Annotated in this window: 9 protein-coding genes; all 9 read left to right on the forward strand. The window is 56.3% G+C overall.

Going from position 1 to position 13,276, the window contains the following annotated elements; all coding sequences use genetic code 11:
- The first annotated feature begins 68 nt into the window (after positions 1 to 68).
- The gene (locus tag ACFFSY_RS17655; protein ID WP_377496383.1) at positions 69 to 2,960 is read left to right on the forward strand and encodes an extracellular solute-binding protein; all 2,892 of its coding nucleotides are present in this window, start codon (positions 69 to 71) and stop codon (positions 2,958 to 2,960) included.
- A gap of 17 nt (positions 2,961 to 2,977) precedes the next feature.
- Positions 2,978 to 3,940, forward strand: coding sequence for a carbohydrate ABC transporter permease (locus tag ACFFSY_RS17660; protein ID WP_377496385.1), 963 nt, complete (start codon positions 2,978 to 2,980; stop codon positions 3,938 to 3,940).
- Positions 3,941 to 3,954: 14 nt separating this feature from the next.
- Positions 3,955 to 4,818, forward strand: coding sequence for a carbohydrate ABC transporter permease (locus tag ACFFSY_RS17665; protein WP_377496500.1), 864 nt, complete (start codon positions 3,955 to 3,957; stop codon positions 4,816 to 4,818).
- A 17-nt stretch (positions 4,819 to 4,835) separates the two neighbouring features.
- On the forward strand, positions 4,836 to 6,308 hold the full coding sequence (locus ACFFSY_RS17670; RefSeq protein WP_377496502.1) for a hypothetical protein: 1,473 nt from the start codon (positions 4,836 to 4,838) through the stop codon (positions 6,306 to 6,308).
- 28 nt (positions 6,309 to 6,336) lie between these two features.
- Positions 6,337 to 6,924: a YIP1 family protein gene (locus ACFFSY_RS17675; protein WP_377496504.1), complete on the forward strand. Its 588-nt coding sequence runs from the start codon at positions 6,337 to 6,339 to the stop codon at positions 6,922 to 6,924.
- Between the two features lie 16 nt (positions 6,925 to 6,940).
- Positions 6,941 to 9,493, forward strand: a complete 2,553-nt coding sequence (locus ACFFSY_RS17680; protein WP_377496387.1) for a DUF5696 domain-containing protein — start codon at positions 6,941 to 6,943, stop codon at positions 9,491 to 9,493.
- A complete protein-coding gene (locus ACFFSY_RS17685) occupies positions 9,490 to 10,401 on the forward strand; it encodes a carbohydrate ABC transporter permease (RefSeq protein WP_377496389.1) in 912 nt (303 codons plus the stop codon). The genes ACFFSY_RS17680 and ACFFSY_RS17685 overlap by 4 nt, the downstream gene beginning before the upstream one ends.
- A gap of 16 nt (positions 10,402 to 10,417) precedes the next feature.
- Positions 10,418 to 11,365 carry a carbohydrate ABC transporter permease gene (locus ACFFSY_RS17690; RefSeq protein WP_377496506.1) on the forward strand — a complete coding sequence of 316 codons (948 nt, stop codon included), beginning with the start codon at positions 10,418 to 10,420 and terminating at the stop codon, positions 11,363 to 11,365.
- A 144-nt stretch (positions 11,366 to 11,509) separates the two neighbouring features.
- Positions 11,510 to 13,258, forward strand: a complete 1,749-nt coding sequence (locus ACFFSY_RS17695; RefSeq protein WP_377496391.1) for an SGNH/GDSL hydrolase family protein — start codon at positions 11,510 to 11,512, stop codon at positions 13,256 to 13,258.
- The last annotated feature ends 18 nt before the right edge of the window (positions 13,259 to 13,276 follow it).

Genomic DNA, 13,276 nt, shown 5'->3' on the forward strand with positions numbered 1-13,276 from the left:
TTTTAGAACTCTCTAGAACGGGGACTGTTGTCCAATAAGGACCGCTTGCTGCCGGGAGGGGAGAAGAGTTGAACGTTAGAGGGAAAAAGCTCGGGATTGCCATACTGGTTGTAGTCGTATTTTTTTTGTCCATCTGGGCTTTCTATCCTTCGGATCGGGCGGAGCGCGCCATGGGCATGAGCGATTTCGAGGCGATTGTCGATGCCGGCGAGACGGGCGGGTACGACGGTTATTTGAAGTCGCACGAGCGCGCGGAGCGCCCCGATCGGGTGATCCGCATCGAAGGCGAGCGCTATGCCGAAGCGTCGGGAGAGGGCGTCCGGATCGCGGACCGGCCGGAAGGCTTGGACGGCAAGGCCGTGATCACGCCGGATACCGGCTCCATCAGCTGGGATGTACAGGTGGATCAACCCGGATTGTACAACGTCCGCATTCATTATTACCCGCTAGAGGGAAAAAGCTCGGCCATCGAAAGACAATTCGCCATTAACGGGCTGGTGCCGTTCAAAGGCGCGGAGATGCTCGCGTTCGACCGGTTGTGGGGCAATAAAGAGGCGGAAATCAGGCGCGACGACAGAGGCAACGACCTGCGCCCGAGACAAGTGGAGAAAGCGCAATGGCAGATCGCGCCATTTGAAGATAGCGAAGGCTATTATGACGAACCGTATGCATTCTATTTCGACAAAGGCGTGCAGCGATTGTCGCTCACCGCATCCAGAGAGCCGATGGCGATCGATTACATCGAGCTGTATCAGGAGAGAGACGTCAAGCCTTACGCGGAGCTCAAACAAGACTATGAGGCGAAGGGGCTTGCGCCGGTTAAGGAGATATCCCTGACGATTCAGGCCGAGAAGGCCGTAAGCAAGTCTTCGCCAACGTTATCTCCGTTGTCCGACCGGTCCAGCCCGTCCGTAATTCCGTATGATGTGTCCAAGATCCGAATCAATACGATTGGCGGCCTCAACTGGAAGCTGCCCGGGCAGTGGATCGAATGGAACGTGGAGGTGCCGGAGGACGGCTTGTACCAAATCGCGCTCAAGCGCAAGCAGGACCAGCTCCGAGGCGTGTACAGCACGCGGAGCCTGATGATCGACGGCGAATACCCGTTCAAGGAAATGAAGCGGATCCGGTTCGGATTCGACACGGATTGGCGGATGGACGTGCTTGGCGGCGAGGAGCCGTACTTGTTCCATCTGACCAAGGGCGCGCACAAGATCCGGATGGCGGTGTCCCTGGGCGAGATCGCGCCGCTGCTGCGCACGGTCGAATCGAGCGTCCTCAAGCTGAACGAGATGTACCGGAAGATCCTGATTATTACGTCGAATACGCCGGATCCCTACCGGGACTATGAGCTGGAGAAGCGGATTCCGAATATGGTAAGCGTGTTTCGGGAGCAGGCCGATACCATTCAAAACGTCGCGGATTACCTCGAACAGACGACGGGCGAACGAAGCGACAAGGTGGCCGTGCTGCACACGATGGTGCGGCAGCTGAAGGAGATGGCGGATAAGCCGGAGACGGTCGCCCGGCGTCTGAACGCCTTCAAGATCAATGTCGGCGGACTTGGCACGTGGATTCTGACCGTCCGCGAGCAGCCGCTTACCTTGGACTACCTGGTCGTCTCCTCGCCGCAAGCGAAGCTGCCGAAGGCGGAAGCGTCGACATGGGCGCGGCTGAAGCATGAGCTGGGCGGCTATATCGCTTCCTACACCGAGGACTATGACAGTATCGGCAATACCGGGGACGGCAGCCGTTCCATCACGGTCTGGATTACGACCGGCCGCGATCAGGCGCAGGTATTGAAGAATCTCATCGACGATACCTTTACCCCCGAATCGAACATTTCGGTCAAATTGAGGCTTGTCCCGCCGAACATATTGCTGCCGGCGACGCTGGCCAGCGAAGGGCCGGACGTGGCCATGCAGATCGGCGAAGACGTGCCGGTCAACTATGCTATGCGAAGCGCGGCCGCGGACTTGACCGAATTTGCGGATTACGAGGAGGTCGCCTCCCGCTTCCGCGACAGCGGGCTCGCGCCTTATTCCTACAACGGCGGCGTATATGCGCTTCCGGAGCAGCAGACGTTCCCGATGCTGTTCTACCGCAAAGATATTTTGGCCGATCTGGGGCTTGCGCCGCCGAAGACTTGGCAGGATGTGTATAACATGATCTCCGTGCTGCAGAAGCACAACATGGAGTTCTGGCTGCCGATCGACACGGCGGTCAATAATGCGACGCTCGTCCCGAATGCGACCTTCGCTACCTTGCTGTACCAGAACGGCGGAAAGTTCTACCAAGACGACGCGAAGAAGAGCGCGCTTGATTCCGATATCGCGATGGAAGCGTTCAAGACATGGACTAAATTCTACACGAACTACAAGTTCCCGCTGCTCGCGGACTTCCCGAACCGGTTCCGGACGGGGGAGATGCCGATCGGGATTGCCGATTATACGACCTATAACTCGCTTGCCGTCATGGCGCCGGAAATCAAAGGCTTGTGGGATTTCACGATGGTTCCCGGTACGGAGCAGGCGGACGGCAGCGTGGATCACACGGTCGCCAGCCATACGACCGCGGTCATGATGCTCCAGCATGCGGCCGACAAGGAAGCGGCGTGGACGTTCATGAAATGGTGGACGGATAAGGATACCCAGGTTGCGTACGGACGGGAGATGGAGGGCTTAATGGGGGAAGCGGCCCGTTATCCGACCGCGAATACGGAAGCGCTGATGGAGCTGCCATGGCCGGTCAAGGATTATCGGAACCTGGAGAGCCAGTGGAAGTGGGTGGAAGGCATCCCGCAGGTTCCGGGCGGTTACTTCACCGGCCGTCATCTGGATAACGCGTTCCGCAAGGTCGTCAACGCCGGCGAGAACCCGCGCGAGGCGCTGTCCGACTATATCTTGTACATGAACGATGAGATCGCGATCAAGAGGAAGGAATTCAATTTACCGAATTAGTCAGGGGGTGAAAGCCGGTGCAAGCTGAAACATCAACGCGCGGGGCCGTTCCCGATCTCGCTTATCCTCCTCGCAAGAAAAGCAGATTGGCGCAGTTGGCTAGAGAGCTGGGCAAGAACAAGCACTACTATATTCTGATGAGTCCGTACATGATTATTTTCTTTCTGTTCACGGTTATACCGGTCGTATTCTCGCTGGCGCTTAGTTTCTTCTACTTCAACATGCTGGAATTTCCGCGCTTCGTCGGCTGGCAGAACTACGCGAGGCTGTTCCTAAACGACGACGTGTTCATGATCGCGCTTAAGAATACGCTCATGTTCGCGGTCGTTACCGGTCCGGTCAGCTATTTCGCCTGCTTTCTGTTCGCGTGGATCATCAACGAGCTGTCGCCGAAGGTCCGCGCCGTCATGACGCTGATCTTCTACGCGCCGTCGATTTCGGGCAACGTGTTTTTTATTTGGCTGATCGTCTTCTCCGGCGACAGCTACGGTTACCTGAACGGATTTCTGATCAAATACGGCTTCATGCTGGAGCCGATTCAATGGCTGACGAACGAGCGGTATATTCTGGCGATCGTCATTATCGTGCAACTGTGGCTGAGTCTGGGTACGAGTTTCCTTGCCTTCATCGCGGGCTTGCAGACGATCGACCGATCGCTCATCGAAGCGGGGACGGTCGACGGCATCAAGAACCGCTGGCAGGAGCTCTGGTTCATTACGCTTCCTTCGATGCGGCCGCAGCTGATGTTCGGGGCGGTGCTGCAAATTACCGGCGCCTTCGCGGTTGCCGAAATCTCGATCGCGCTGGCTGGATTCCCGAGCGTCAACTATGCGGCGCACACGGTCGTGACCCATCTGATGGACTTCGGCACGATCCGCTTCGAGATGGGCTACGCGTCGGCTATCGCGACCGTTCTGTTCGGTCTCATGATCGGCACGAACATGCTGACGCAGAAGCTGCTGCGAAAGGTGGGCGATTGACCGTGGTGACGAAAATGATCGGGGTCTTCCGAGCGCCCAAAAAGCTCAACCGCTCCTTTACCGTCAGCTTCATGCTGTTCGTCTTCTTGGCCATATTCGGCGCATTCATGGGCTTGCCCTTGGTATTCGCCATTAATAATGCATTCAAGCCGCTCGACGAATTGTTTATTTTCCCGCCTAGAGTGTTCGTGCATAATCCGACGATGGATAACTTCTACGATCTGATCGCCTTGATGGGCAATTCCTGGGTGCCGTTGTCCCGTTATATCGGCAACACGCTTCTCATTACGCTGGTCGGCACGGCCGGACATATCCTGCTTGCGTCGGCTGCCGCTTATCCGCTGGCCAAATACCGGTTCCTAGGTTCCAAGGCGCTGTTCTCGATCGTCGTCTTGTCGCTCATGTTCTCCGGGCATGTCACGGCCATTCCGAACTATATGGTCATGTCCTGGCTCGGATGGATCAACACGCATGCCTCGATCATCGTGCCATCGCTGGCCTTCCCGCTCGGCCTGTTCCTCATGAAGCAGTTCATGGAGCAAATACCGGACGCGTTGCTGGAGGCGGCCAAGATCGACGGTGCCAGCGAGTATCGCATCTATTGGACCATTGTCATGCCGAACGTGAAGCCGGCCTGGTTAACGCTGATGATTCTGCAGTTCCCCATGCTGTGGGGGACCGACGGGGGCAGCTTCATCTACAGCGAGAACTTGAAGACGCTGCACTACGCGCTAGGCCAAATTACGCAAGGCGGAATCGCCAGGGCTGGCGTCGGCGCCGCCGTCGCGCTCATCCTGATGGTGGTTCCGATCACGCTCTTCATCATCTCCCAGAGCAGCGTCATCCAGACGATGGCGACTTCCGGGATGAAGGAGTAGAAGGGAGCCAAAGCATGATGCTTAAACGAATTGCGCGCCTAAGAGGATGCCTCCTCCTTGCGCTGTGCTGCTTGCTCGGATTCGGGGCGTTCGGAGCGGACGTCACGCAAGTCCACGCGGATGACGGCGCAAGCTCCTACAATTATTCGTTCTGGGGCAATACGGTTGCCGCGCCCAAAGCTTACGAGGCGACCATCTTGTTGAATGGCGCGAAGCTTGGAACCGGGCCGCTGAAGGATCCGGCCGATTTGTTCGTAAGCGCAGACGGGCAGCTCTATGTGCTGGATGCCGGCAACAATCGCGTCATCGTCCTGGATCGGCAATTCAAGCTCGTTCGCATCATCGATGCCTTCTTGCGGGACGGGAAGAAGGAAGCCTTCTTGAATCCGCAGGGGCTGTTCGTGACCGATCGGAAGGAGCTGATCGTGGCGGATACGGGCAACAAGCGCGTCGTTCATCTGGATCAAGACGGCAACGTCATCAAAGTCATCGAATCGCCGAAATCCGAGCTGCTGGCGGAAGGGTTCAATTTCGAACCGGTTCGGGTGGTCGCGGACAAGGCGCAGCGGATCTACGTCATGGCGGCCGGCGTCTACGACGGCTTCATGGAATTTAGCGCTTCGGGCGACTTTACGTCCTTTATCGGCGCCAACCGCGTCAACTTCGATCCGACCGATTATTTATGGAAGATGCTCTCGACCAGAGCGCAGCGCAGCCAGATGGTCATGTTCACGCCGACGGAATTCACGAATCTGGACATCAACGACGAAGGGTTCATCTATGCCACTAATGGGCAGGCGAGCGATAACGTGAAGAAGCTGAACGCGCAGGGCAGCGACATTTTGCGGCGAGAGGGTTATTTTCCGCCGGAGGGCGATATCCGCTTCACGACGCTCGACGGTCCTACCCGCTTGGCGGATATCGACGTTGCGGACAGCGAGATCTTCGCGATCCTTGACGCGACGCGAGGCCGGGTCTTCACGTATAGCGGCGACGGCCATTTCATGTACGTATTCGGCGGCATCGGCAATCAGCTCGGCGAATTCCATACGCCGGTGGCGATCGAGCGGATCGGGGACGATTATGTCGTGCTGGATAAGGCGCTTGGCGAACTGACGGTATTCCAGACGACGGAATACGGACGGACGCTGAATGAAGCGGTTCGCAGCTATTATAAGGGCGAGGAAGAAAAGGCTTATGAATTGTTCCAGAAGACGATCAACATGAACGCGAATCTGGAGTTCGCTTATGCGGGCATCGGCAAGGCGCTGCTTCGCCAAGGGAAGTACGGCGAGGCCATGCAATACTTCAAGCAGAGCATGGATCAGCGGGGATATTCGAAGGCGTTCCTTCTCTATCGCAAGCAAGTGCTGCGTGAACACTTCACGGCGATTATGACGGGCGTTGCCGTGCTTGTACTCGGACTCTTCCTGATCAGAAGGTACCTGAAGCATAAGGGAGGGAAGAAGATTGTTCCCATGGAAGCGTGAGTTGGTCCACTATCCGTTCTATCTCATTATGCATCCGTTCAATGGCTATTGGGATTTGAAATACGAGCGCAGCAAAAAGACGAATCTGATCCTATCCTTCGCGATTCTCGTCCTCCTGGCGCTGACGAATATTATGCAGACGCAGTACAGCGGTTTTCTCGTTAACGTGGTGAACCCCGATCACATGAACAGCCTGATGGAGATCGTCTATGTGGTCGTGCCCGTCTTATTCTGGTGCGTGGCGAATTGGTCGCTCACGACGCTTATGGACGGGGAAGGGAAATTCGAAGAGATCTTCACCTCGACCTGCTTTTCCTTGATTCCGCTCGTGCTGATTCATTTCCCGTGGATTTGGCTTAGCAACGTCATTTCGCTGCAGGAGACCAGCTTCTATCACTTCTCCGGCAGCGTGGCCATAGCGTGGTTCCTGTTCCTGATGTTCGTCGGTAACATGACGGTGCACCAGTATTCGCCGATGAAGACGATCGCGACAGGGGCATTAACGATCGTGGCGATGGGATTTATGGCATTTTTGTGCATGCTGTTCTTTAGCCTCATGCAGCAGATTGTCGCGTTCGTTTCGATTATTTATCAAGAAATCGTACTTCGCAGTTAAGGGAGGGGGCATGGACATGGGGTTCGCTAAATATACCCTGCTCGGCGCATGCTTCCTGGCAGGAATCATGATGACAGGCTGCTCCGATGCCCAGTCGGGCGGCAAGGCGCAGGAGGGTAGCGAGGCCGTGGCCGCATTTACGCAAGGCAAGGCCTTGAACGCTTCCTTCACGGATTCCCGGGTAAGCGGCATGAAGGGGGTTGCCGAGAACGAGCAGCTGCGTCTGTTCGTCGAGGAAGCGACCGGCGCGATCGCCGTTCTTCATAAACGGACGGGCGAGGTGTGGTACAGCAATCCGCTTGAGCGAAGCTCGGATAAGCTCGCAGCGGGCGTGAACAAGGATTTATTGTCCTCGCAGCTGAAGCTTGACTTCTATAACAGCTTCGGGCAGATCAATTCCATTAATACTTTCACCGACAGCGTCAATTATAAGCAGATCAAGTTCGAAGCGATCAAAGGCGGCGTAAGCGTCAGCTACCAATTCGGCACGGCCCAGAAGACGGCGGAGGATCTGCCCAAGCTGCTAAGCGTCGCGCGCTTCAAGGAGCTTAGCGGGAAGCTGGATAAAGCCGGACAGCGCGCGCTCAAGATCGCGTACACGGAGAACGAGGACCAGTCGGCGTACGAGCGGAACGACAGCGCGCTTAACGGATTGCAGCTGGAGCGGGCGCTCGCCGCGATCGAGAAAGCCGGCTATACGGAAGAGGATTTGAAGAAGGATATGGCGGAGCTGCACTTCACGCAGGAGAAACCGGCGCCCCGAATTTTTCAAGCGAAGATGAACTATACGCTGGATGACGATAGTCTTGTCGTGCATGTGCCGGTCGACGGCATTCGGTATCCGGCGGAATACCCGGTGAACATGATCTCCGTCCTCAGCTTCTTCGGCGCGGGCGGCGCGGGCGACAAAGGCTCGTTGTTCGTCCCGGATGGCGCCGGCGCGCTCATCCATTTCAACAACGGGAAGACGCAGTATCCAGCCTACCAGCAATTCGTCTACGGCGCGGATCAAACGATGGACAGAACCGAGAACGCGGCCAGAGAGCAGGCAGTCAGACTTCCCGTATTCGGCGTCATCCGGGAGAACCGCGCCTTCCTTGGCATTATTGAAGAAGGCGCCTCGGTGGCCACGATTAACGCGGATATCGCGGGTCGGCTGAACGGCTACAATTATGTTTATCCCAGCTTCTATGTGGTGAACAAAGGCGAGGTCACGCTGGATGCGAACGGCCAGCAGCGATCGCTTCCGAAGTTTCAAGAACAGCCGATGAAGAGCGATTATAAGGTGCGTTACGCGTTTCTAAGCGGCGAGGAGGCTTCCTATACCGGCATGGCCCGCTATTATCAGCGGTATCTCGAGAAGAGCGGGGGCTTGCCCAAGCCGGCGGCGGGCGAGGAGCCGGGCGATGTTCCCTTCTACCTGCAGCTGGTCGGCGGCATCACCAAGAAGAAGCATTTCGTCGGCATTCCGTATAAGTCGCTGGAGCCATTGACGACGTGGGAGCAGGCCCAGATCATCGTAAGCGAGATGCAAAAGCGAGATATCGCCAATATTAAGCTCCGATATGCAGGCTGGTTCAACGACGGTCTCGACCATAAAGTGCCGGACGCGATTAAAGTCGACGGCGAGATCGGCGGAAGCAAAGGCATGCGGAATTTCATCGCTTTCGCCAAAGACAAGGGGGTATCGTTCTATCCGGACGTGGCGCTCTTAGTTGCGAACTCGGGCTCGGATTTCGATCAGAACAAGGAAGCTTCGCGAACGCTGCGGGATGTGCCGGCCGAGCTTTATCCCCTGGACCTGGCCTTGAACCGGCGCGACAGACAGAAGTCTCCGTCCTATGTAATCTCGCCAAGGGTGGTCCCGGACTACGTGGAGTCGACGCTTGAGGGCCTTCGCGACTATCAGGCGGGCGGGATTGCGCTGCGCGATATGGCCGATTCCCTGAGCAGCGAATATCGGGAGGGGAAGCAGATCGACCGGACGGAATCGGAGGGCATATCGAAGGCGGCTTTGACCCGGATACGCGAAGAGAACGAACGCGTGATGGCAAGCGGGGGCAATGCCTATGCGCTTCCCTACTTGACGGACATTACGAACGCGCCGTTAGCCAGCAGCCGCTTCAAGCTGGAGGATGAGGAAATTCCGTTCTATCCGATGGTCGTCCGCGGGCATGTCGATTATGCGGGAGCGCCGTACAATTTATCCTCCTTTACCAACGAAAAGCAGGTGGTGTTGAAAAGCCTGGAGTACGGCGCGAATGTCTATTTCGAGTGGATCTACGAGCCGAACTACAAGGTGAAGGATACCGAATTCAACCAACTTTACGCCGTTAACTATGGACTTTGGATCGATAAGGCGGCTGATATCTATCGGGAAATCAATCAGGTTCTGAAGCCCGTTCAGGGCAAGCGGATCATCGGGCATGAGAAGCTGGACGAGGGCGTATTCAAGACGGTGTACGAGAACGGCTACTACGTGATCGTGAATTATAACCGCGTCTCCGTCACGGCGGACGGCAAGACGATTGAAGCCGAGAGTTACGTCGCGGGTGGTGAACACACATGAAAAGCATTCTGAAGCTCGGCATGAAGCAGCGCACCTACGCGGAGCAAAAGTCGCTATGGGGCTTTCTCTTCGTCCTGCCCTGGCTGCTGGGGTTTATCTTCTTCTTCATTATTCCGTTCATCTCTTCCTTTCGTTACAGTTTGAGCGCGATTGAAGCAAGCTCGGAAGGGATGAAGATCGACTTCATCGGGTTCTCCAACTATACGGAGGCGCTCACGGTCAACACGAGCTTTAACCGGATCTTGACGGAATCGATCCTGAACATGGTCGTCAACGTGCCGCTCATCGTCATCTTCAGCTTGTTCCTGGCCGTCCTCCTGAATCAGAAGTTCTTCGGCCGGGCGATCGCAAGGTCGATCTTCTTCCTGCCGGTCATCCTGGCTTCGGGGGTCATTATGACCTTGGAATCGAGCAGCCTGATTCAGGCGGTCAACGACCAGAACGCAGGCTCCGGCATTCTGAGCGGGTTAGGCTCCTATGAGCTGGCCTCCATGATGATGAATGCCGGCGTCAGCGAGACGATCACCGACTACTTGACGGGCGCGGTGGACCGCATTTATCAGGTCGTGAGCCAATCGGGCGTGCAAATTCTCATTTTCCTGGCGGGCATCCAGTCGATCTCGCCCCAGCTGTACGAGGCATCCAAGATGGAAGGGGCGACGGGCTATGAAGCGTTCTGGAAGATCACGTTCCCGATGGTCAGCCCGCTCATCTTGGTCAATATGATCTATACGATTATCGACTCCTTCGCGCGGAACGACATGACGGAATTGATCCGGGAGACGGGCTTTACGACGTTCAACTTCGGCCTTAGCTCGGCGATGGCCTGGCTCTATTTCGTCGCGATCATGATTATTCTCTTGGTCAGCTCGTATCTGGTGTCCAAGCGGGTCTTCTACCAAGAATAGAGGGAGCGTGAGTGCATTGATATTCGCCCGATTGTTATCGGCGGAGAGCTGGAAGAGAGGGCTGTGGTCGTTCGTCAGGCTGGCGCTGATCGTCGGCTTGTCGTTCGTGATACTCTATCCGATCCTGCAGAAAATCTCGACGGCCATCAAGGACAAAACCGATCTGTACTCGCCGATCGTCGTCTGGATACCGGCCCATTATACGCTGGACAATTTCAAACAGGCGATCTCGATCATGGATTATTGGCATACCCTGCTGAATACGTTCGTCCTTTCGTCGTCGACGACGATTCTGACCGCGGCTTCCTGCGCGCTTGCCGGTTATGGATTCGCGCGGCTCAAATTCAGAGGAAGCGGGCTGCTGTTCGGCGGCGTGGTCTTGACGATCATGGTTCCGCCTACGACGATTCTGATCCCGATCTACTTGAATCTGAAAGACTTCACGCTCATGGGCATCATCCCATTGCTGACCGGCAAATCGCTTAATCTGCTCAACACCTATTGGCCGTTCATCCTAACGTCGATTACGGCGAACTCGTTGAAGGCCGGCCTGTACATCTTTATATTCCGGCAGTTCTTCCGGGGCATTCCGAAGGAGGTCGAGGAGGCGGCCTATATGGACGGCGCCGGCGTCGGCCAGACGTTCCTGCGGATTATGCTGCCGAACGCGGTTCCGGCGATCGTGACCGTGACGCTCTTCTCGTTCGTCTGGCAGTGGAATGACAGCTTCTTCACGACCACTTATCTAACGTCCAGCAAGGTGATGTCGACGCAGCTCAGCTCCTTGCCGTATAACTTGTCGATCTTCCTCTCGGGCGGCGAGAATTCGAAGGCGGACCCGTTCTATATGAGCATGGTGCAGGATACCGGAATATTGCTGGCGATCTTGCCGCTGATTATTCTATATCTGTTCGTGCAGCGTTATTTCGTGGAAAGCATCGAACGGACCGGTCTTGTCGGATAGTCGCAGGCCTAACGTCCACCGCAGCATCCAGCAGAGCTTCCGGGATAGGAGGTCCGCTGGATGCTTCTTCGCGGAGATAAGGATAGACTTGAAGGACGCTTAGGGAAAGATACAAGTTCGAGCAGAGGAAAGGGGAGTAGGGCGATGGAGGACATTCGTTCGGCAGCGCTTGCGGGAAGCGGCAGTGTTGGCCCGACGGCGCCGCAAGATGCGGAAGCCAAGCGCAGCGAGTTCTATATTATCTACGACATGGATATCGAGGCTGCGGCAAGAGGGAATGGCACGAACAGCCAGGAGTTCTATTTGGAAGGCGAACAGCTCATCAACATGGCGAGAATCGCGGGCGGCGTGACCGATGACGCGATCTTGACGCTCTTGAGGGACTGCGCCGGTATTCGCAAGCTGGTGCACAGCATCGGCGTGAGCGTGAAGGCAGGGAAAGATACGTCGGCTTCCTCCGTCACGTTCGTGCTTGAGAATTGGGGCAAGACGAGCAAATACGAGACGGGGACGCGCCTTCGCGTTCCATGTCCGGTCGATGGCTCGGAGACGGTCGTGATACTGGATGAAGTTGCTTGGTCCTCGGACGACGACGTTCCGGGCAAAATCGCCTTCGAATTCCAGCATGCCGGCGCCTTGGCCACTGCTAGCGTGATCCTATATCTTCACGAACCTTACGAGGTTCAGGAGATGCTGCCGGAGTCGCCGGTCGAGGTCGATTCGGAAGCGTATCAAGCGATGATCGCGAAATCCTTGATGAGTCCGGGCAACAATAAACGGCTGAAAGCGGCGATCGAGAAAACCAAACGAGGCGAAGCGGTCACCATCGCCTACATCGGCGGTTCGATTACGCATGGCGCCGGAGCGAAGCCGCTCCATACAGACTGTTATGCTTACAAGTCTTATCTGGCGTTCAAGCAAATGTTCGGCAAACCGGATCAAGACCATATCCGGTTCATCAAGGCCGGCGTGGGAGGGACGCCGTCCGAGCTGGGCGTCGTTCGGTATAACCGGGACGTCCTGCGCGACGGTTCCGCGGAGCCGGATATCGTTATCGTGGAGTTCGCCGTCAATGATGCCGGAGACGAAACGAAGGGGAACTGCTACGAAAGCCTCTGCCTGAAAATACTAAGCGCCGCGAACAAGCCAGCCGTCGTGCTGTTATTCAGCGTCTTCGTCAACGATTGGAACCTTCAAGACAGGCTTGCCCCGATCGGTTGGCATTATGGACTGCCGATGGTCAGCGTGAAGGATGCGGTCGTCGATCAGTTCCGATTGAATAAGGAAGAGGGACATGTCATCAGCAAGCGGCAATTTTTCTATGATATTTATCATCCGACCAATGCGGGCCATACGGTCATGGCGGATTGCTTGCGTCATCTGTTCGCCGTAACCGACCAGGCCGAGGAGGATCGCGAGGATATCACGCTGGATCAACCACCGCTAATCGGCAGCGACTTCGCGCGGATGCGTCTGCTCGATAGAGCCAATTACGCCGGCATGGCCAGCATTCAAGCGGGCAGCTTCACGGGTACCGATACCGATCTGCAGCTAGCGGAGATGGACGATCATCCTTTTGGCACGCCTCAATTCCCGAACAACTGGATGCACGCGGGCGAATCCGGCCATGGAAGCTTCGCGATGACGATTACGAGCCGAAATCTCATTCTCGTCTTTAAAGACTCGGGCCGCGCCGATTTCGGCAGCGCGGAAATTTGGGTGGACGGACGAATGGCGAAACTCGCCGATCCGCATGAGGTGAACTGGACGCATTGCAATGCCGTTCTTCTCTACCAAGAGGAGACGCCGCGCGAGCATCATGTAGAGATCCGGATGGCCCCCGGGCATGAGCATCAAAAATTTACGATTCTGGGGTTCGGCTATACGATGTAACGCATCCGTCGAGACCAT

It is taken from the genome of Paenibacillus aurantiacus, from assembly GCF_042431225.1.
GTDB lineage: Bacteria > Bacillota > Bacilli > Paenibacillales > Paenibacillaceae > Paenibacillus_Z > Paenibacillus_Z aurantiacus.